The 20,584-nt window shown below is 66.7% G+C and carries 19 protein-coding genes; 8 read left to right on the top strand and 11 right to left on the bottom strand.

The window, feature by feature from the left end; translation table 11 throughout:
• Positions 1–121: 121 nt before the first annotated feature.
• The 6 genes from pilB (at position 122) to ABDJ40_RS03830 (ending at position 5,797) form a co-directional block, all read left to right on the top strand.
• Positions 122–1,810 carry a type IV-A pilus assembly ATPase PilB gene (pilB, locus tag ABDJ40_RS03855; RefSeq protein ID WP_430765588.1) on the top strand — a complete coding sequence of 563 codons (1,689 nt, stop codon included), beginning with the start codon at positions 122–124 and terminating at the stop codon, positions 1,808–1,810.
• A gap of 82 nt (positions 1,811–1,892) precedes the next feature.
• Positions 1,893–3,122 (top strand): type II secretion system F family protein, encoded by a 1,230-nt coding sequence (locus tag ABDJ40_RS03850; protein ID WP_347606300.1) that lies wholly within the window; start codon positions 1,893–1,895, stop codon positions 3,120–3,122.
• A 3-nt stretch (positions 3,123–3,125) separates the two neighbouring features.
• Positions 3,126–4,070 carry a prepilin peptidase gene (locus tag ABDJ40_RS03845; RefSeq protein ID WP_347606297.1) on the top strand — a complete coding sequence of 315 codons (945 nt, stop codon included), beginning with the start codon at positions 3,126–3,128 and terminating at the stop codon, positions 4,068–4,070.
• Positions 4,071–4,092: 22 nt separating this feature from the next.
• On the top strand, positions 4,093–4,683 hold the full coding sequence (gene coaE / locus ABDJ40_RS03840; RefSeq protein ID WP_347606295.1) for a dephospho-CoA kinase: 591 nt from the start codon (positions 4,093–4,095) through the stop codon (positions 4,681–4,683).
• A 146-nt stretch (positions 4,684–4,829) separates the two neighbouring features.
• Positions 4,830–5,585, top strand: coding sequence for a cell division protein ZapD (zapD, locus tag ABDJ40_RS03835; RefSeq protein WP_347607355.1), 756 nt, complete (start codon positions 4,830–4,832; stop codon positions 5,583–5,585).
• Positions 5,586–5,590: 5 nt separating this feature from the next.
• Complete coding sequence (locus ABDJ40_RS03830) at positions 5,591–5,797, top strand: DNA gyrase inhibitor YacG (RefSeq protein WP_347606292.1); 207 nt, start codon at positions 5,591–5,593, stop codon at positions 5,795–5,797.
• Positions 5,798–5,817: 20 nt separating this feature from the next.
• Here the strand turns inward: ABDJ40_RS03830 and ABDJ40_RS03825 are convergent, their stop codons facing one another.
• Genes ABDJ40_RS03825 through tal form a run of 3 tightly spaced genes read right to left on the bottom strand, consistent with a single transcriptional unit; the run spans position 5,818 to position 9,016 of the window.
• Positions 5,818–6,435: an HAD family hydrolase gene (locus tag ABDJ40_RS03825; RefSeq protein WP_347606289.1), complete on the bottom strand. Its 618-nt coding sequence runs from the start codon at positions 6,433–6,435 to the stop codon at positions 5,818–5,820.
• A 5-nt stretch (positions 6,436–6,440) separates the two neighbouring features.
• A complete protein-coding gene (pgi, locus tag ABDJ40_RS03820; protein WP_347606286.1) occupies positions 6,441–8,066 on the bottom strand; it encodes a glucose-6-phosphate isomerase in 1,626 nt (541 codons plus the stop codon).
• A complete protein-coding gene (gene tal / locus ABDJ40_RS03815) occupies positions 8,066–9,016 on the bottom strand; it encodes a transaldolase (RefSeq protein WP_347606283.1) in 951 nt (316 codons plus the stop codon). The genes pgi and tal overlap by 1 nt, the downstream gene beginning before the upstream one ends.
• Positions 9,017–9,251: 235 nt before the next feature.
• On the opposite strand from tal, the gene zwf reads away from it, so the two are divergent.
• Both zwf and ABDJ40_RS03805 read left to right on the top strand, forming a co-directional pair.
• On the top strand, positions 9,252–10,697 hold the full coding sequence (gene zwf, locus ABDJ40_RS03810; RefSeq protein ID WP_347606279.1) for a glucose-6-phosphate dehydrogenase: 1,446 nt from the start codon (positions 9,252–9,254) through the stop codon (positions 10,695–10,697).
• An 8-nt stretch (positions 10,698–10,705) separates the two neighbouring features.
• Complete coding sequence (locus ABDJ40_RS03805) at positions 10,706–11,566, top strand: MurR/RpiR family transcriptional regulator (RefSeq protein WP_269632127.1); 861 nt, start codon at positions 10,706–10,708, stop codon at positions 11,564–11,566.
• Between the two features lie 75 nt (positions 11,567–11,641).
• Here the strand turns inward: ABDJ40_RS03805 and ABDJ40_RS03800 are convergent, their stop codons facing one another.
• From ABDJ40_RS03800 to ABDJ40_RS03765, 8 genes are all read right to left on the bottom strand, one after another.
• Positions 11,642–11,947 carry an STAS domain-containing protein gene (locus ABDJ40_RS03800; RefSeq protein WP_269631757.1) on the bottom strand — a complete coding sequence of 102 codons (306 nt, stop codon included), beginning with the start codon at positions 11,945–11,947 and terminating at the stop codon, positions 11,642–11,644.
• 17 nt (positions 11,948–11,964) lie between these two features.
• On the bottom strand, positions 11,965–12,606 hold the full coding sequence (locus ABDJ40_RS03795; RefSeq protein WP_347606275.1) for an MlaC/ttg2D family ABC transporter substrate-binding protein: 642 nt from the start codon (positions 12,604–12,606) through the stop codon (positions 11,965–11,967).
• An 84-nt stretch (positions 12,607–12,690) separates the two neighbouring features.
• Positions 12,691–13,425 carry an MlaA family lipoprotein gene (locus ABDJ40_RS03790; RefSeq protein WP_347606272.1) on the bottom strand — a complete coding sequence of 245 codons (735 nt, stop codon included), beginning with the start codon at positions 13,423–13,425 and terminating at the stop codon, positions 12,691–12,693.
• Entirely contained in the window at positions 13,422–13,898 is a 477-nt protein-coding gene (mlaD, locus tag ABDJ40_RS03785) for an outer membrane lipid asymmetry maintenance protein MlaD (protein WP_183103636.1), read from the bottom strand. Before mlaD ends, ABDJ40_RS03790 begins: the two co-directional genes overlap by 4 nt.
• Positions 13,899–13,910: 12 nt before the next feature.
• On the bottom strand, positions 13,911–14,690 hold the full coding sequence (mlaE, locus tag ABDJ40_RS03780) for a lipid asymmetry maintenance ABC transporter permease subunit MlaE (protein WP_347606269.1): 780 nt from the start codon (positions 14,688–14,690) through the stop codon (positions 13,911–13,913).
• Entirely contained in the window at positions 14,687–15,526 is an 840-nt protein-coding gene (locus tag ABDJ40_RS03775; RefSeq protein ID WP_347606266.1) for an ABC transporter ATP-binding protein, read from the bottom strand. Before ABDJ40_RS03775 ends, mlaE begins: the two co-directional genes overlap by 4 nt.
• Before the next feature lie 105 nt (positions 15,527–15,631).
• Positions 15,632–16,030: an energy transducer TonB gene (locus tag ABDJ40_RS03770; RefSeq protein ID WP_347606263.1), complete on the bottom strand. Its 399-nt coding sequence runs from the start codon at positions 16,028–16,030 to the stop codon at positions 15,632–15,634.
• A gap of 259 nt (positions 16,031–16,289) precedes the next feature.
• Entirely contained in the window at positions 16,290–20,573 is a 4,284-nt protein-coding gene (locus tag ABDJ40_RS03765) for a pilus assembly protein (protein WP_347606260.1), read from the bottom strand.
• Positions 20,574–20,584 lie beyond the last annotated feature (11 nt).

Below are 20,584 nucleotides of genomic sequence, written 5' to 3'. Positions count from 1 at the left end.
TTGCAGTCTTTGCGCCTGCGTGCCCATGCACGCAATCGCTCAAAAAGGCCTACGCTGATATTCGTTGGGAAGCTCACCGCTCGTCATGCAAGCCGAATCACCGCTGGTCGATCCATCATCCATGCTGTCCGGGGTTGCGCGCGTGCTCGTGCACGCCGGCAAGCTGCCCGCCAAGCAGGCCGAGGACCTCGTACGCCAGTCGCGCGAGAAGAAGATCAGCTTCGTCAACGCGCTCATTGGTGCCAACCTGATCTCGCCCAGCGAGTTGGCGCACACGCTGTCCAGCGCGCTGGCCGTGCCCCTGCTGGACCTCAGCGCCCTCGATGCGCAGCGGCTCCCGCACAACATCATCGACAGCAAGCTGGCCAGCCAGTACCAGGTGATCGCCCTGGGCCGCCGCGGCAACCGGCTCTTCATCGGCGGCGCCGACCCGACCGAACCGGAAGTCGTCGAGCGCATCAAGTTCGCCACGCAGCTCTCGCCGGAATGGGTGATCGTCGAGCATGACAAGCTGCAGAAGATGCTGCAGGGTGCGACCACCAATACGGTCGAGGCCCTGGAGTCCATCGCTGGTGGCGATTTCGACTTCGACATCGCCGAGGAAGACGCCGCCCCGCAGGAAGAGACGCCCGAGATCGCCGACGTCGAGGACGCGCCCGTCGTGCGCTTCCTGCAGAAGATGCTGGTGGACGCGATCAACATGCGCGCCTCCGATCTTCACTTCGAGCCCTACGAGTACAACTACCGCGTCCGTTTCCGCGTTGACGGCGAGCTGCGCGAGATCACGCAGCCACCGGTGGCCATCAAGGACAAGCTGGCCTCGCGCATCAAGGTGATCTCGCGCATGGACATCGCCGAACGCCGCGTGCCGCAGGACGGCCGGATGAAGCTGAAGTTCGGCTCCAAGTCCATCGACTTCCGGGTCTCGACGCTGCCCACGCTCTTCGGCGAGAAGATCGTGATCCGTATCCTGGATTCGTCTTCCGCCAAGTTGGGCATCGATGCCCTCGGTTATGAAAAGGCCGAGAAGGACCGCCTGATGGCCTGCATCAACAGGCCCTACGGCATGATCCTCGTCACCGGCCCCACGGGTTCGGGCAAGACGGTGTCGCTGTACACCTGCCTGAACATCCTGAACCAGCCCGGGGTCAACATCTCCACGGTCGAGGACCCCGCCGAAATCAACCTGCCCGGCATCAACCAGGTCAACGTCAACGACAAGGCTGGCCTCACCTTCTCCGCGGCCCTGAAGTCCTTTCTGCGCCAGGATCCCGACGTGATCATGGTGGGCGAGATCCGGGACCTGGAGACCGCCGATATCGCCATCAAGGCCGCCCAGACCGGCCACATGGTGATGTCCACCCTGCACACCAATGACGGCCCCACGACGCTGACGCGCCTGATGAACATGGGCGTGGCGCCCTTCAACATTGCATCCTCCGTGCTGCTGATCACGGCACAGCGCCTGGCCCGCCGTTTGTGCGAAAACTGCAAGGCGCAGGCTGACTATCCCCGTGAAGCCCTGCTGCGCGCTGGCTTCAAGGAAGATGACCTGGACGGTTCCTGGCGCCCCTACCGCGCCGTGGGCTGTTCGGCCTGCAACAACGGCTACAAAGGGCGGGTGGGCCTGTACCAGGTCATGCCCATCACAGAGGCCATCCAGCGCATCATCCTCAGCCAGGGCACCGCCATGGACATCGCCGACCAGGCCCGCAAGGAAGGCGTGCGGGACCTGCGCCAGTCCGGGCTGGTCAAGGTCCGGGCCGGAGTGACCACGCTGGAAGAAGTCCTGGCGGCCACCAACGAATAGCCACCCAGCCCAACACCGACAGCAGTACCGCTGCCCGCAGCGGCGGCAACGACAACAGGGCCTCTGACGCCCGGGAGTGAATATGGCGACAAGCGCGAGCCCCACCACCACCAAGGGGGTGAACGAGCAGGTCTTCGAGTGGGAAGGCAAGGACCGCAATGGCAAGGTCGTGCGCGGCGAGATGCGCGCCGGCGGCGAGGCCATGGTGAGCGCCTCGCTGCGCCGCCAGGGCATCCTGGTCAGCAAGGTCAAGAAGCGCCGGGCCAGCGGCGGCAAGTCCATCAAGCAGAAGGACATCGCCGTTTTCACCCGCCAGCTGGCCACCATGATGCGGGCGGGCGTGCCGCTGCTGCAGGCCTTCGACATCGTCGGCCGCGGCGCCACCAATCCACGCCTGACCAAGCTGCTCAACGACATCCGCCAGGATGTCGAGACCGGTACCAGCCTGTCCTCGGCCTTCCGCAAGCACCCGATCTACTTCGACGCCCTGTACTGCAACCTGGTGGAGGCCGGCGAAGCCGGCGGTATCCTTGAGCAGCTGCTGGACCGCCTGGCCATGTACCAGGAAAAGACCGTGGCCATCAAGCAGAAGATCAAGTCGGCACTGACCTACCCGATCGCCGTGATGGTCGTGGCCTTCGTGGTGCTGGCCGTGATCATGATCTTCGTGGTGCCCTCCTTCAAGAGCGTGTTCACGTCCTTCGGCGCCGACCTGCCGGCACCGACGCTGTTCGTCATCGCGCTGTCCGAGTTCTTCGTGTCCTACTGGTGGCTGGTCTTCGGCTCCATCGGTGGCGGGCTCTACTTCTTCTTCCAGAGCTGGAAGCGCTCCGAGAAGATGCAGAAGACCATGGACCGCCTGCTGCTGAAGATCCCGGTGTTCGGCGACCTGCTCTTCAAGTCGGCCCTCGCCCGCTGGACGCGCACCCTGGCCACCATGTTTGCCGCGGGCGTTCCTCTGGTGGAAGCGCTGGACTCCGTCGGCGGCGCCTCCGGCAATGCCGTGTTCACCGAGGCCACCGAGAAGATCCAGCGCGATGTCTCCACGGGTTCCGCGCTCACCGCGTCCATGCAGTCCACCGGCCTGTTCCCCGTGATGGTGCTGCAGATGGCCGGCATCGGCGAAGAGTCCGGCTCCCTGGATCACATGCTGGCCAAGGCCGCCGAGTTCTACGAAGAGGAAGTGGATGAAGCCGTGAAGGCGCTGTCCAGCCTGATGGAGCCCTTCATCATCGTCCTGCTGGGCGGCATGATCGGCGGCATCGTGGTCGCCATGTACCTGCCCATCTTCAAGCTGGGTCAGGTGGTCTGACGCATGCCTCTCGTGATCTCGCCGGACTGGCAGCACCTGCTCAGTCCCTGGGCCCTGGGCCTGCTGGGCCTGTGCATTGGCAGCTTTCTGAACGTGGTGGTGCTGCGCCTGCCGCGCATCATGGAACGTGACTGGACCCTGGACGCCTCGGCCCACCTCGGTGACGCCCAGGTGCTGGAACGAAGCGCCGGCCTGCCGGCGGCCGAGTCCGGCCCGCTGGCCGAGCAGATCCGCCGGCTGGGCGAGGCCGTGGAGAAGCAAGCGCCGTTCAGCCTGTCCCGCCCCCGCTCGCGCTGTCCCAAGTGCGGCCACCAGCTGGCCTGGCACGAGAACCTGCCCCTGCTGGGCTGGCTGCGCCTGGGGGGGCGCTGCGCGTCCTGCAAGACGCCGATCTCCTTCCGCTACCCCCTCCTCGAGGCCCTGACCGGCACCCTGTTCGCCCTCATCGCCTGGCGCTTCGGCCCGCAGGCCCAGGCCCTGCTGTGGTGCGGCTTCGCGGCGGCGCTGATCGCCCTGGCGGCCATCGACTGGGACACCACCCTGCTGCCTGACAGCATCAACCAGCCCCTGCTATGGGCCGGCCTGTGGGCCGCCCTGCTGGGCTGGACCCTGCCCCTGGACCAGGCCCTGATCGGGGCACTGACGGGCTATCTGAGCCTCTGGTCGGTGTACTGGCTGTTCAAGCTCCTGACCGGCAAGGAAGGCATGGGCTACGGTGACTTCAAGCTGCTGGCCGCGCTGGGCGCCTGGCTGGGCTGGCAGATGGTGCTACCCATCGTGCTGAGCGCCTCGGTGATCGGCGCCATCGTGGGCATCGCCATGAAGCTCACCAGCAGCCTGCGCGAGGGCCGCTATGTGCCCTTCGGGCCCTTCCTCGCTGGAGGCGGGCTGGCTGTGCTGCTGATCGGCCCGGCACGGCTGATGACCTGGTGGCTGGGCGGGTATTGAACGAACGCCGCGGGATCAGCGCATGCGCATCGGACTGACGGGCGGCATCGGCAGCGGCAAGAGCACGGTGGCGCGCTGCCTGGCCGAGCTCGGGGCTGCCCTGATCGACACCGACGCCATCTCGCGCCGCCTGACGGCACCCGGCGGGGCGGCGATGCCCGCGCTCGTGGCAGCCTTCGGACCCCAGGCACAGGCCGGCGACGGCGCCCTGGACCGCAGCTTCATGCGCGAGCTGGCCTTCCGCGATCCGGAGGCCCGCAAGCGGCTGGAAGGCGTCCTGCACCCCATGATCGGCGAGGAGACCCGCCGCCAGGAGCTCGCGGCGGCAGGGAGCCCCTGGATCGTCTTCGATGTGCCCCTGCTGGTGGAATCCGGCCGGTGGCGCCAGCGCGTGGACCGGGTGCTGGTGGTGGACTGCGCACCCGAGACGCAGGTGCTGCGCGTGATGGCCCGCAATGGCTGGACGCGCGAGGCCGTGCTGGCCGTGCTCGCGCAGCAGGCCACGCGCGAGCAGCGCCGCGCGGCAGCCGATGCGGTGATCTGCAACGAAGGCCTGGACCTGGCCGCGCTGGCCCTGGAAGTCCGGCAGCTTGCCGCACACTGGCAGGCCTGATGGGCCACCGCCCCGTCCCCATGCCCGCCATTTCGGTGCAGCGGGCTTCAGGGAGGACGGCCGGCTGTGAAACAATCCGCCATCCGCCTGCCGGCCACTGAGCCGGCCTGCGCGCCCACAACGCCAATTGCCCTGGGATGTCCGCCTTGGTCTTGTACGAGTACCCGTTCAACGAAAGCATTCGAACAATGCTGCGGCTGGAGCACCTGTTCGATCGGCTGGGCCAGCTGATCGCCCGCGAGACGTCCCTGGACCACCACTTCGCCCTGGTCACCCTCTTCGAGATCATGGACGTGGCCTCGCGGGCCGATCTCAAGTCCGACCTGCTCAAGGAGCTGGAGCGCCACAAGGCGCAGTTCAACAGCTACCGCGGCAATCCGGCCATCTCCGAGGCAGCTCTGGACAACGTCATCCAGCGCATCGATGCGGCCTTCAACAAGCTCAACGCCCTGTCCGGCAAGGCGGGCCATGCGCTCACCAGCAACGAATGGCTGATGAGCATCCGCAGCCGCATCAGCATTCCCGGCGGCACCTGCGAGTTCGACCTGCCGGCCTACTACACCTGGCAGCAGTTCCTGCCGGTGCGCCGCCGCAATGACCTGATGCAGTGGACCCAGTCCCTGATGCCGCTGGCCGAGGCCCTGCAGGTGCTGCTGGGCCTGCTGCGCGACTCCGGCGCGCCGCACAAGGTCGCGGCCCAGGCCGGCCAGTACCAGCAGAGCCTGCCCCAGGGCCGCAGTTACCAGCTGCTGCGCATGCGCATCGACCCCAGCCTGGGGCTGATCCCCGAGATCAGCGGCCACCGCCTCATGGTGGCCATCCGCCTGATGCGCCAAGACGAGGAGGGCCGGCTCAAGCTGTCCAACCAGGACGCCAGCTTTGAACTGACGCTTTGCGCCTGAGTCCCATGAGCACATCCAAGAAGAATGCCCAGGGCGAACGCCTGGTGCCCTGCCCCCACTGCGGTGGCGATGCCGTCTTCGCGCCCAGCAACCGCTACCGGCCCTTCTGCGGCGAACGCTGTCGGGAGATGGACCTCGGTGCCTGGGCCAGCGAATCGTTCCGCGTGGCCGCCGCACCGCCCACCGACGACAACGAGCCGCTGCCGCACTGACGGCGGTCCGAAGGCCCGCTTCAGCCGAGTAGGCCGCGCACGCGCAGCGTCTGCTCCGCCGCTTCCGGCGTGGTGAACAGCAGGGCCTGCCAGCCGCGTGCGGCCGCGGCCTCGATATTGGCCGGGTGGTCATCAAGGAAGACGATGTCCTGTGGCGGCACGCCCAGCTGCGCTTCCATCAACGCAAAGATCTCGGCGCCCGGCTTGGACTGCCTGACGCGGCTGGAGAAGATCCCGCCCTCGAACCAGCGGTCCAGCGGATAGTGCCGCTCCAGGTAATCGGCGTAGATGCCCGGCATGTTGGAGAGGTAATGCGTTCGATGCCCGGCCGCCTGCGCGGCCTCGATGAGGCGCACGGTACCCGGCACGGCCTGCAGCTCGTCCGGTACGGCGTCCACCACGGCACGCACCTCGACCTGCGGCCAGCCGGTACGCGCCGCGATGCGCTCGATCACGGCCTCGGGGCCGATGAGCCCCTGGTCGAAGGCGCCCCAGTCGCCGCTGTACTGAGTGAAGAACTCGCGGGCCGCGTCGGCCCCCGCGGCCTCGTCAGGACAGCGATGCGGCCACACACGGGCCAGGAAGCTGGGCGGGTGCCAGCGGAACAGCACACCGCCGAAGTCGAAGACCACACGCATGGGCACTAGCCTCCGCTTCTCAGCTTCGTCAGCAGGCCGGCCGTGGAGCCGTCCAGGCCCTGCGTATCGCCGCTGGCCAGGCGGGGCAGCAGGCTGCTGCACAAGGCCTTGCCGAGCTCCACGCCCCACTGGTCGAAACTGTTGATGCCCCACAGCGCACCGCTGACGAACACGCGGTGCTCGTAGAGCGCGATCAGCGCCCCCAGGCTGCGCGGCGTGAGCTGCTCCAGCACGATGGTGGTGCTGGGTCGATTGCCGGGGAAGCTGCGATGGCGGGCCACGGTCAGCCTGCCCAGGGCGGCGGAGGCCGTGGGCGCCTTCTCATGCAGCGCCTGCTCCACCGTCTTGCCCTGCATCAGCGCCTGCGACTGCGCCAGGCAGTTGGCCAGCAGCTTCTGGTGCTGGTCCCGCAGGCGCTCGGCCAGCTCGCCCTGCACATGGGCGCCATGCTGCGGGGTCTTCACGGCGATGAACTCCACCGGGATCACATCCGTGCCCTGGTGCAGCATCTGGAAATAGGCGTGCTGGCCATTGGTGCCGGCCTCGCCCCACACGACCGGGCTGGTGCCATAGGGCAAGACCTGACCCTCGCGGTCCACGCCCTTGCCATTGCTCTCCATCTCCAGCTGCTGGAGGTAGGCCGGCAGGCGGCGCAGGCCCTGGTGGTAGGGCGCCACGCTGCGGCTCGTGAAGCCGTGGAAGTTGCGGTACCAGAGGTCCAGCAGCCCCAGCAGCACCGGCACATTGCGCTCCTGCGGCGTCTCGGCGAAATGGCGATCCATGGCATGAGCACCGGCGAGCAGCTCGCGGAAGGCCGCGGCGCCGATGGCGATGGCGATAGGCAGGCCGATCACCGACCACAGCGAGTAGCGCCCGCCCACCCAGTCCCAGAAGCCGAAGCTGGTGTGGATGCCGAAGGCCTGCGCCGCCGCGGTGTTGCTGCTGGTGGCCACGAAATGGCGGGCGATGTCGGTGCCCCCCTGCGCCAGGAACCAGGCCTTGGCGGCCTCGGCATTGGCCAGGGTCTCCTGGGTCGTGAAGGTCTTGGAGGCGATCACGAACAGCGTCCTGCGCGCGTCCAGGCCCTGCAGCACGGGGGCCAGGTCATGCCCGTCGACATTGGAGACGAAATGCAGGCGGCGATGCGCGTCCGTGTAAGGCTGCAGCGCCTGCACCACCATGGCCGGCCCGAGGTCCGAGCCGCCGATGCCGATGTGCACGACGTCCGTGATGCCCGCATCCGCACGCACGCTCTCGGCGAAGGCCAGCATGCGCTCCAGCGAGCCCTGGACCTCGTCGCTGTAGGGCGCACCGCCCGCCGGCGCGCGCAGGGCCGTGTGCAGCACGGCGCGGCCCTCGGTGTGGTTGATGGGCTCGCCCTTGAAAAGCGCCTCGCGCTGCGATTCAAGCCCGCAGTCCCGGGCCAGTTGCAGCAGCAGTGCCAGCGTGGGCGCATCGATGCGGTTCTTGGACAGGTCCACGAACAGCTCCGGAGCCTCGAAGGACCAGCGCTCGAAGCGCGATCCCTCCTCGGCAAAGGCCTGGCGCAGGTCGAAGGCGGCGCCGCTGGATTGGTACTGTGCTTGCAAGAGGGCCCAGGCCGGGCTTTGGTCGCAACGCGGGTGCTGCATCAGAGTTGGCTTTCGATGATCTGGTCCAGCTTGCCGGCATCGACGGCAAACAGGCGGATGCCCTCGGCCAGCTTCTCGGTGGCCATGGCATCCTGGTTGAGGGCGAAGCGGAAGGCCGCCTCGTTGTAAGAGACCTTGGGCACCTCGGCACGGGCGGCCGCGGCGGCATCCAGGGCGCGGTTCAGCGGCGCCTCGCTGGCCTGCAGCTGGGCCAGCAGGTCCGGGCTGATGGTCAGCAGGTCGCAGCCCGCCAGGGCCTGGATCTGGCCGATGTTGCGGAAGCTGGCACCCATCACCTCGGTGCGGATGCCGTGCTTTTTGTAGTAGGTGTAGATCTGGCTGACCGACTTGACGCCGGGGTCGTTGGCGCCGGCCTGCGCGGCCTCGTCCCAGGCGCTGCCGGCGGCCTTCTTGTACCAGTCATAGATGCGACCGACGAAGGGCGAGATCAGCTGCACGCCGGCTTCACCGCAAGCCACGGCCTGGCAGAAGGAGAACAGCAGGGTCAGGTTGCAGCGGATGCCCTCGAGCTCCAGCGCGCGCGCCGCCTGGATGCCTTCCCAGGTGGACGCGATCTTGATCAGCACGCGCTCGCGGCCGATGCCGGCGGCTTCGTACAGGCCGATCAGGCGTTTGGCGCGGGCGATGGTGGCGGCGGTGTCGAAGCTCAGGCGGGCGTCGACCTCGGTCGACACGCGACCCGGCACGACCTTCAGGATCTCCAGGCCGAAGCGCACCAGCACCTGGTCCACGATCTCGTCCAGCGGCTTGCCCTTGTGGGCGGCCACGGTCTCGTTCAGCAGGGGTGCGTAGTCGGGCGACTGCACGGCCTTCAGGATCAGCGAGGGATTGGTCGTGGCGTCGCGCGGCGTGAACTGCGCCAGTTGCAGGAAGTTGCCGGTATCGGCGACGACGGTGGTGAAGGCCTTGAGTTGTTCGAGCTGATGCATAGGGAAACCCCGAAGTTCGTGCAGGCCGCTATTAGAACCGCTCCCCGGCCCGCCGCGGCCCCAACAGGGTTACAAGCGCGCGACGCAAGGATCCAGGCTTTCCCAGAGGGCAAGGCCTGCGGACGGCGGTCCGGATTGACCGGGTTACGAAACTCGTGCATCATAAATCAGGAAACTTTGTTACATCAAGAGTTCAAGCAGCACCATCTGCTCGAGCCTCAACCGGAACCCTGGCATGGCATTCGATCTCGTCTTCTTCGGTGGCACTGGCGATCTCACCTGGCGCAAGCTGATGCCGGCTCTGTTCCAGGCCTTCCGCCACGGCAAGCTGCCCGAGGGCGGCCGCATCCTGGCCGTGGCCCGCGACGAGATGCCCGACGAACGCTACCGCGACTGGCTCAAGGAGCGCTTCCAGGAAGTCGAGGGCGCCAAGCGCCCCAGCGACGAGGAGTTCGAGCGCTTCGCGGCCCTGGTGCATTACCGCCGCATGGACCTCTCCCAGCCCGAGCACTACGCGAGGCTCAAGGAATGGCTGGGCGAGCGCAACGCAGACACCGTGGTCTTCTACCTGGCCACCAGCCCCCACCTCTTCACCCAGATCTGCGAGCAGCTGGGCGCCGCGGGGCTGAACGGCCCGCAGGTGCGCGTGGTGCTGGAGAAGCCCCTGGGCCATGACCTGGCCAGCGCCCAGCACATCAACCGCGTAGTGCGCTCGGTCTTCACCGAATCGCAGGCCTTCCGCATCGACCACTACCTGGGCAAGCCCTCGGTGCAGAACCTCATGGCCCTGCGCTTCGGCAACGCGCTCTTCGAGCCGCTGTGGAACCGCCAGGCCATCGCCAACATCCAGATCACCCTGGCCGAATCACTGGGCGTGGGCACGCGCGGCCCCTTCTACGACGGCACCGGCGCGCTGCGCGACATGATCCAGAACCATGCGCTGCAGCTGCTGACCATGATCGCCATGGAGCCGCCCTCCACGAACGACGCCGACGCCATCCGTGACGAGAAGCTCAAGGTGCTGCGCTCGCTCAAGCCCTTCACGCCGGAATCCGTGGTCCGCGATGTGGTGCGCGGCCAGTACCGCGCCGGCAGCGTGGACGGCAAGTCCGTGGTGGGCTATCTGGACGAGTCCAAGATCCCCGCGAACAGCCCCTGTGAGACCTTCGTGGCCCTGCGCACCGAGGTGCAGAACTGGCGCTGGGCCGGCGTGCCCTTCTACCTGCGTACCGGCAAGCGCCTCGCGGCGCGTGACGCGCAGATCGTCGTCAACTTCCGCCCGGTGCCCCACCCCATCTTCCCGGGTGCCAACCAGCCCAATCGCCTGGTGATCAAGCTGCAACCCGAGGACGGCCTGGAGCTTCAGCTGCTGGCCGCCAAGGGCAATTCGCACGGGGAGTCGCTGGCGCCGGTCTCGCTGGACCTGGACTTCGACAAGGCCTTCGGCAGCGCCCGCGTGGGTGCGTACGAACGCCTGCTGCTGGACGCCATCGCCGGCAAGCTCAACCTCTTCGTGCGCAGCGACGAGCAAGAGCAGGCCTGGCGCTGGGTCGAGCCCATCCTGGATGCCTGGGCCGCAGACAGCAACGGCCCGCGCACCTACACCGCCGGCAGCTGGGGCCCCCCCGCCGCCAGCGCCCTGGTGGCCCGTGACGGCTTCAGCTGGGCCGAGGAGCAGTGAGCATGAGCATCCTGGAACGCGTCAAGGCGGCCCTGCCCGCCCTGCCCCCGGCCGAGCAGCGGGTGGCCAAGCTGCTGATCGCCGACCCTCGGTCCTTTGCCAACCTGCCGGTGAGCGAGCTCGCGGACCGCTCGCATGTCAGCAAGCCCACGGTGGTGCGCTTCTGCCGCAGCGTGGGCTATGACGGCCTGGCCGACTTCAAGCTCAAGCTGGCAGGCAGCGTCAACGAGGGCGTGCCCTTCGTGCACCGCGCGGTGGACGAGGACGACAAGCCGGGCGATCTCATCGTCAAGGTGGTCGACAACGCCGTGGCCGCCCTGCTGCACTACCGCAACGACGCCGCCAGCCATGCCTTCGAGCGCGCCATCACCGCCCTGACCGAGTCCGCCCGCCAGGGCCGGCGCATCGAGTTCTACGGCGTGGGCAACTCCGGCATCGTGGCCCAGGACGCCCAGCACAAGTTCTTCCGCCTGGGCGTGCACACCATCGCCTGCAGCGATGGCCATGTGCAGCTGATGAGCGCCACCATGCTGGCCCCGGGCGACTGCGCCGTGATCATCTCCAACTCCGGCCGCAGCCGCGACCTGCTGGACGCCGCGGAGATCGCCCGCAAGAAGGGGGCGACCACCATCATCATCACCGCCAGCGGCTCGCCGCTCGCCCAGCTGGGCCAGGCCCCGGGGCAGGTGCTGCTGGCAGTGGACCATCCGGAGGACTACGACCGCTACAGCCCCATGGTCTCGCGCCTGCTGCACCTCACCGCCGTGGACATCCTCACCACCGGCGTGGCCCTGCGCCTGGGCCAGCAGCTGCGGCCGGTACTGCAGGAGATCAAGCGCAATCTGCGCAGCAAGCGCTACGCGGCCTGAGCCCGACGCGCGCACCCACCTGCGCACAAAGACGAACGGCGCCCGAGGGCGCCGTTTCCATGATGCGAGCCAGGCTCAGAGCTGGGGAGCGAGCTCGGGCCAGAGTGCGGCGTCCACGCCATAGACCCGGGCCAGCTCCTGGAGCTTGGCCGGCACTTCATGGATCTGCAGCTGCAGACCCAGCTGCTCGCTCAGGCGCACCGCGCTCAGCAGCAGCGTCAGGACGCCGGAATCGAATTCGCTGAGGTCGACCGCATTGAGCCTGAGCATGGTGCCCGCCGCGGCGTTCACCTGCGCAGCCTCGGCGCGCAGGGCTGCGTCGAGCTCGGCCCAGATCAGGGGCAGCTCGGGCAGCCGGATGCTGGCGGGCAGCTTGAGCATGGCAGCATTCACCCCGCTCAGCTCTTGGCGCCGGTGGCCGCCTTCTGGTTCTTGTCGGCCAGGGCCTTGATCAGGCCGTCGATGCCATTGGCACCGATTTCCTGGGCAAAGCTGTTGCGGTACTGGTCCGCCAGCCAGATGCCCAGCACGTTGACGTCATAGATCTTCCAGACGGCGCCGGCCTTCTCCAGGCGGTAGTCCAGCTGGATGGGATCACCCTTGCCGCGGACCTCGGTCTTGACCACGACCTCGGTGTCCTCGGCACTGGCGCGCAGCGGCTTCAGGGCGATGGTCTGGTCCTTGACCTGGGCCAGGGCGCCGGCATAGGTGCGCATCAGCAGGGTCTTGAACTCCTCCTGCAGGCGCTTCTGCTGCTCGGGGCTGGCCTGGCGCCAGAAGCGGCCCACGGCAGACGAGGTCATGCGCTGGAAGTTCACATGCGGCATGACCTTGGTGTCCACCAGGGTCACGATCTTGCTGACGTCGCCACCCTGGATGGCCTTGTCGGACTTCACGGCCTCGATGGTCTCGATAGACAGCTGGCGGATCAGGCCGTCAGGCGTGCTGGCGTCCAAGGCATGGCTGGCCATCGGTAGCAGTGCCAGGGAGGCGGCGGCCAACAGGGCCTTCAGGGCGGTTCGCTTGGTCGACAGAATCATTCGGTTTCCTTTCAGTAGCGGGTGACGGCGGCCGTCACCATGGACCTCTCAACGCGGCAGGAGGCCCGGCGGTTCACAGGAGGGTCAGGGCTTGCCCTCGCCAGCAGGCGGCGGGGTGATCACCTCGAATTCGTCGTCCGTCTCGAAGCTGCCCCGGCGCTGCAGGTAGGCGTCGCGGATGAAGGTGTACTTGTCCAGGGCGATGCCATCGAGCATCTCGCCGGCCCGCAGGAAGTTGGACCGGGCATTGACCGTCTGCAGCAGGTAGATCGAGACCTTGCTGCGGCCGTCCTGGAAATACAGGGCCGGGCTGGCCGTGCGGTCCCAGGGCAGGGCCAGAGAGTCTCGCACCGAGGACGGACCGAACAGAGGCCAGACGATGTAGGCGCCGGTGCCGAAGCCCCAGCGGCCAAAGGTCTGCCCCAGGTCCTGGCTGTTGCGCTCCACGCCGGCCTCGCCGGCCAGGTCGATCAGGCCGCCGATGCCCAGCGTCGAGTTCACCGCGAAGCGGAAGGCCTGCTGCGCGGCCAGCTTGAAGCGCCCCTGCAGCGTCAGGTTGATGGCCGACCAGGCGTCGCCCACATTGCTGAAGAAGTTGTCGATCGCCGTGCGGGCCGGGCTGGGCACGACCTCGCTGTAGGCGGTGGCCACGGGCTTGAGCACGTGCGAGTCCAGGTCCTCGTTGAAAGCGAAGACCTTGCGGTTCCAGTTCTCCCAGGGGTCCAGCTTCTGGCCCGGGGCGCCCGGTCCCTTGAGCGAGGCGCAGGCCACCAGGCTCAGGCTCAGCGCCAGCACGGCGCCGCGTTGGGTCCAACTCACTTTTTCTCCCCGCTGCCGCTGTCCGCGGCCTTGTTGTAGAGGAACTGCCCGATCAGGTTTTCCAGCACCACGGCGGACTGCGTCTGCTTGATCACATCGCCGGCGACCAGGTTCTTTTCATCGGCGCCAGGCTCCAGGCCGATGTACTGCTCGCCCAGCAGGCCGGCCGTCAGGATCTTGGCCGAGCTGTCCTTGGGAAAGGCCACCCCCTGGTTGAGCTTGAGGACCACGCGAGCCTGGAAACTCTTGTCATCGAAGCTGATGGACTCCACACGGCCCACGACCACGCCGGCGCTCTTCACCGCGGCACGGGCCTTCAGGCCGCCGATGTTGTCGAACTTGGCCACCACCGTGTAGGTGTCGTCGAAGTTGAGGCTCAGCAGATTGCCGGCCTTCAGCGCGAGGAACAGCAGGGCCGCCGCGCCCAGCAGCACGAAGGAACCCACCCACACATCATGTCGAGAGGCTTGCATCCTCTTCTCCCATCAAATCGAGAACATCATGGCCGTCAGCACGAAATCCAGTGCAAGCACAGCCAGCGATGAAACCACGACCGTGCGGGTCGTGGCGTAAGACACCCCTTCCGGCGTCGGCTTGCAGCCATAGCCTTGCAGCAGGGCCACAAAGCTGACCGTCAGGCCGAAGACCAGACTCTTGATGACGCCATTGCCCACATCGGCAAAGACGTCGACACCGCCCTGCATCTGGGACCAGAAGGCACCGGCGTCGATGCCGATCAGCACCACGCCCACCAGCCAGCCCCCGATGACGCCCACGGCGGAGAACACCGCAGCCAGCAGGGGCATGGCGATGAAGCCCGCCCAGAAGCGCGGCGCGAGCACGCGGGTCACGGGATCGACCGCCATCATCTCCATGGCCGTCAGCTGCTCGCCGGCCTTCATCAGGCCGATCTCGGCCGTCAGCGAGGTGCCGGCCCGTCCGGCGAACAGCAGGGCGCTCACCACCGGGCCCAGCTCGCGCACCAGGCTGAGCGCCACCAGCAGGCCCACCGCCTCGGCAGAGCCGTAGCGCTGCAAGGTGTAGTAGCCCTGCAAGGCCAGCACAAAGCCCACGAAGAGGCCCGAGACGCCGATGATGGACAAGGATCGGTTGCCCAGGTAGTAGACCTGTTCCCGGATCAGCGAGAAGCGCATCAGGGCGCGCGGGCTGCAGGCCAGCAGCTGCATGAATAGCCGGGCCGCCTGCCCGACCTGGGCCAGCTTGCTGCGCAGCGTGAAACCGATGTGCAGGGAAAGGCGATTCATGCCGACCTCCCGCTGAGGCCGAAGTCCTGCAGCACGGGCACGGCCGGCTGGTGGAAGCGGACCGGACCGTCCGGCTGGGCGCCGACGAATTGCTGCACGAGCGGATCCTGGCTGTGACGGAGCTCCTCCGGCGAGCCCTGGGCCACCACGCGGCCATTGGCCACCATGGCCACATGGTCAGCGATGGCAAAAGTCTCGTGGAGGTCGTGCGACACGATCACGCTGGTCAGGCCCAGGGCGTCGTTGAGGTCGCGAATCAGGCGGGCCGTGACCCCCAGCGAAATGGGATCCAGGCCCGCGAAGGGTTCGTCATACAGCACCAGGTCGGGGTCCAAGGCGATGGCCCGCGCCAGGGCCACGCGACGCGCCATGCCACCGGAGATCTCGCTGGGCATCAGGTCGCGGGCACCGCGCAGGCCGACGGCGTTGAGCTTCATCAGCACCAGGTCCCGGATCATGGATTCGGGCAGGCGGGTGTGCTCGCGCAAGGGGAAGGCGACATTCTCGAACACGCTGAGGTCGGTGAAGAGGGCGCCGAACTGGAACAGCATGCCCATGCGCCGGCGCACGGCGAACAGGCCTGCCTGGTCCAGGTCGGCCATGTCCTGCCCGTCGAAGAAGGCCTGTCCGGCCATGGGCGTGATCTGGCGGCTCAGGGCCCGCAGCAGCGTGGTCTTGCCGCCACCCGAGGTGCCGATCAGGGCCAGCACGGCGCCGCGCTTGAGTTGCAGGTTCACGCCCTGCAGGATGGCGCGCCCGGCATAGCCGCAGCTCACGTCGCGCAGCTCGATCAGGGGCGTCACTTGATCAGTGGTCTGTAGTCTTTGGGCAGGCATGGGCCAGTGGCGGCTGGGCACCTGCCCAGACAAAAGAGGCCACATCATAGGGGAAACACGGAAATGCTCGCGGCGGCCGGGCATTTCTGCCCACTCTGCCGCACTTCACTGTTCGGACAGCACCTGGGTGAAGACGACGCCGGAGTCCTCGTAGACGACTTCGATCAGGATCCAGGTCCTGACCGGCATGCCGCCCAGCTTGCCCGGCTCGAAATGCGCCTGCAGAAAGGCCTGCTGGGTGAGCTCGACAAACGGAGGGGCCATCTCCAGCGCCTCGACCGCCACGCGCCGGACCCGCCCATGCTCATCGATGTAGACCCGGAATCGGCCCTTGTGCATCTGGCGGCCGGGGAAGCCCTCGGGCCAGGGGAGGTTCACCTGCCCCTGGACGCGCGGCCCCTCGTCCACCGCCCTGCGGGGCAGGTAGTCCTGCAGATTGAAGCCGGCCAGCTGCGCCACAGGAATTTCAGCGGACTCGCTGGACACCGCCGCAGACGCCCCCACCGTTGCCACCTGAGGGGCTGTCTGCGTGGAAGACGCCGTCACCGCAGTGTCAAGGCTTGCTGGCGCGGTGGCGGGCCCAGTGCCGGCAGTAGCCGGCTGCAGCACACGAAAAGAAAGGGAAGCCGGCTCACGCTGATGCGCAGAACCGCCTTCCCCCAGGGTGAGCGAGCGCTGGCCAAGGCCCAGCAGCACGCTCAGATGCAGGACTGCTGCGGCCGCCCAAGCTGCTTGGGGCGGCCGCCCTCCGACCCGACCTCGCTCAATGAAGCTCACGCCAGGTACTGCGGCGCGGGGCGCCCGAACTGACGGTCATTGGCGTGATTTCTTCCTGCGGCTGATTCACACCCGACTTCACGCCCGTCTTCACGGTCTTGTACTTGCCGGACTCATCCATGATGGCGCTGATACCGGCCTGCATTTCGGTCAGGCCCTGCACGGTGCCGCCACCGGTGATGATGTTGAACATGTACAAGCTGGCCTGGTTGGCCTCAGGTGCCTCGCAGTAGGTCGAGGCGGCACCCGGGATGTTGCCGACCGCAACCAGGGTGTTCGCCACCATCAGCATGTCGATATTGACCCGCTCGGACTTGCTCTTGAGATCCACGAACCAGCCCTTGTTCTTGGACCAGTCGACCATGGTCTCGGTGCTGCCCACGGTATAGGGCGTCGTGCTGGTGTCGATCTTCTGCTCGACCAGCAGCTTGCCGCCCCGGACATCATCCAAGCCCTTGTCAGACAGATCGTCGGCAATGGCGTAGATGCTTTGCTGCTGGGCTGGCGTGGCCTCGGTCGGGATGTCCGTCTTGCCCAGGTAGCGCCCGGTGCCCACGTAGACCACGCGCCGGCGGCCGCCGTTGGCATCGAACTCGGCCAGATTGGGCAGGGTCGTGATGGGCTGCAGCTGTCCGTCCCCGTTCTTCAGGACGGCCAGGCGCAGGGCCTTCTTCTTGGGTTCCAGCAGACCGTCGATGTCAAAGCGCCACAGGTTGCCGAGCATGTCGCCGCCATAGAAGCGCAGCGCCAGGTTTTCCTCCGGGCTGTCGATCCAGGCATTGACCTTGGCCAGGCCCTCGCCCACGTTGACCCCTTCCACTTCCGTGGGAATGGTCTGCAGCAGCTCGCCCGTCTTGGCATTCAGGATGAAGAGGTAAGCGCCGCCGGAGGGGTTGTTGTAGCCGCTGGCCAGCGCCACGATCCACGTGCCGTCAGCACGCTTGGTGACCACCGGGTTGGAGAAGGCCAGGCCCAGGCGGTCGCCTTCGCCCGCGGGCATGGTGTCGGGGCTGATTTCCCACAGGGGCTTGGGGTTCTCGGTGTCCGTCACGTCCAGGGCGTAGTAGCTGCGGCCACCTGCACCCAGGCCGCCGATCAGGATGGTCTTCCAGGCGTCGTCCACATAGATGTCGGACACGATGGGCGAGCCGTCCACGAAGTAGGTGTGCTTGGACTCATAGGACTTGTCCGACAGGATGTACATCTTGGACATGACGCTGGACGGCACATAGGCCCACAGCTCCTCGCCAGTCGTCTCGCTGAAGGCATGCAGCATGCCGTCGTTGCCGCCCACCACCAGGATGCGCTTGCGCTCGGCAATGGCCTTGGACTTCACCCAGGTCTGGTAGCCGTTCTCGGTGTACTGGTACTTGGACTGGCCGACGAACACCGGCGAGGAGTTCACCAGGTCACCCAGGATCCGGCTGCGCGAGCGGTAGCCCGGCTTCTCCACGCCCCGCAGGTAGGCCACCATGGTGGCGGGATCGTTCAGCGCCGTGATTTCATCCGCGCTCGCGGAGGCGCACTGCGAAGGGCGGTCCGTCGACGGCTTGTCGCAGGCCTTGGCGAACAGGGCCAGCTCATCGGCGGTCATCGAGGCCGCGTCGAAGTTGACCAGGCTGCCCGTGGTGGGCAAGGAACCGCTCTTGCGGAAGAACTTGATCTTGCGAACCGTGGATGCGGTGAGCTGGTCTGCCGCACTCCACTTGGCGTTGTCGACGAAGGTGCCGGACTTCTCGTCGTAGCGGGTGGCCTCGACCTTGCCGTTCTTGTCGAAGGTGTACTTGCGCAGGTCACCCGTCCATGCCGGCGAGGTGAACTGCGACACATAGGCGCCGTTGTCACCCGCCACCGGCTGCAGGGTACTGGTGGCAGCCGCAGCGGCAGTACCCGTCACCGAGGCGATGGAGTTCAGTGCCGTGGCCAGGCTCAGCGCAAGGCCCGAGGGGTCCTTGGCATTGAAGTAGCGGCCCCGGCCGTTGACGGCGGCGTGCCACAGATCGTCCATCTTGGCCGCTTCCGAGGAGAACGGGTTCGGCCAGTTGCGCACGCCGGTCTTGACCTTGTAGAAGTCGCCCGCGGTGCTGGTCTCGTAGTCCAGCTCGTAGCCCAACATGCCGCTGTTGCCCAGGCTCAGCGTGTAGGTGGTCATGTGCTGGTGCTTGGCGTCGTCCTTGCTGCCCTCGGTCACCTTCACGTTGTTCTCGCAGACGTCGATGCCCTTGGAGCCCGTGCAGTTGCCCAAGTCCGAGGTCCGCAGGTCGGTCTTGTAGTAGTACATGGCGACGTCCGCCAGCGAGTTCGAGGTGCCGGTCACGTTGGTGGTGGTGGTCTTGTTCGTCACCGCGCTCTTGACCACGGAGGTCTCGGCATCCGTCTTGGACACCGTGGTGCCTGCCGTGCGGCTGCCCGACTTGGCCACGGAGGTGGACGTGCTGACGACCGTCGGGGGAAGGTTGGAGGGCGCTACGCTGGAGCAAGCTCCCTTGGTCGCGGTTCCGTTCTTCCAGGAACCGTAGGTCGGGCTCGACCAGGGAGCCGTGCTGGAGTTGTAGCTGGTGCTGACCGTGGCGACGACGCTCTCGGCGCCCTTGGTCGGATCCGGCTCGTCCACGACGGTGGTCACCGTTTCACCGTCCTTGAGCGTGGTCGTGGTCTTGGTGTAGTTCCACGGCTGCTTCATATTAAATTTGTCCGTCCGCAGCGTTTCGGTCATCACCTGCGTGTAGGTGGCGGAACGTGTCTGGGGTTGTCCCCAGATGCGCTTGGTGCCAGCCGAACAAGAGGAGTCACTGACCAGCGAATAGAGCGTCTGAGATTCGGTGTTGACCTTGGTGGTCGTTTCCTTGTAGCTGATGTTGGACACCAAGACGCGGTCGAAGTAGTGGGTGTCCGTCCAGGTGTCCACGCTCACCACGGTGCTGCTGCTGCCATCGAACATCGGGCGCGGCGTGGGCAGGCTGTCCTGGTTGCCGATCTTCAGCTCGCCATTGATGTCGTAGGGACCGTAGTCCACGGACTTCGAGGTATCCCAATCCACGTACTCGGCATTGGTGTTCCAGTAGCCGTCCGTCGACAGCACCAGGAAGTTCTTCTGGCAGGAATACTGCATCGGGTCATAGTCCTGACCCGGATACTTGTTGGCGAAGTAGCGGCCGGCCTTCTGGACAGCGCCACGGAGCGGCGTGTAGCCCGAGGGCGGCACGCCGAAGAGCTTGGTGTAGAAATCGCCCTTCTGCTTGGCATCGAAGTCCCGCACATGCAGCATGCGCGACCCTTCGGTGACCTCCTTCTCCAGGATGGTCGTGAAGCCGATGCGGAATCGGTCATCCATGGGCTTGAAGGCCAGGCTGGCAGCCGAGCGCATCATGGCCATGCGATACGAGTAGTAGGTGGCCCAGCGCCAGTACTTCGCGATGAAGTCCGTGCCCGAGCTGGGCGTGACGATGTTCACCTCGAAGAGGCCATCAGGAATGCCGGTCGTGTCGTTGAGCGGCAGAGCACACTGCTTGTAGAAGTTCGTGGTCTTGCTGACGCTGCCCGTGGGGTAGATGTAGTTGACCGGCTCCTCGCCGCCCTTGGCCTTGTTGTAGGTGTAGTAGAGCTGGTTGCCCGGCGTGCCATAGGAAATGTAGGGTGAGGAGAAGTAGCCGCCCGCAGGCAGGCTGCGCGTCTGGATCGCTCGCACCGTCACCGTCTGGCTGGCGTAGTCCCAGGCTGACACGGTGCCGACCACCCAGCGGCCACGGCTGGAGTTGTCGAAGACCGTGACCGGCATCCCCGAAACATAGGCGTTGGCCGCCACGGCGGTGCCCAGGCGCACGGAGACGTAGGCATCGGAAGCTGCCGTGAGCTGAGTGACCCCCTGGGCACGGCCCGAGTAGTTGAGCGCGTTGGTCGAGGACAGCAGGGCGTCGATCTCGCTGGAGGTCGGCGTCTCAGGATAGAGGCTTCCGTCCCCCTTCACCGGCGCAGGATAGGACAGCGCGGGGTTGAAGGCCAGGCCATTGCACTGGGACGAGAGCCGCCCCATCTGCGCCCAGGTGGAATTGCTGGTGACCTTCTGGAACTGGGCGTCGTCAGGCAGGAAGTCGTCCGCCATACTGCCCGAGTCATCCAGCACGAACAGGATGTTGGGCTTGACGTTGACGGCAATCGAGGCCCACAGCGGCACCGTGGAAATGTCCGTCGACGCGAAGGCTGCCGTGGCCGTCAGGGCGGAGAGCCCCATGGCCAGCCGGGTCAGCGAATGAGGGAAGCGTTGGTTCATGGAATGCTCCA

The sequence above is a fragment of the Roseateles flavus genome (assembly GCF_039872765.1).
In the GTDB taxonomy this organism is placed as follows: domain Bacteria; phylum Pseudomonadota; class Gammaproteobacteria; order Burkholderiales; family Burkholderiaceae_C; genus Roseateles_B; species Roseateles_B flavus.
This window is presented reverse-complemented; position numbering and strand designations above follow the sequence as displayed.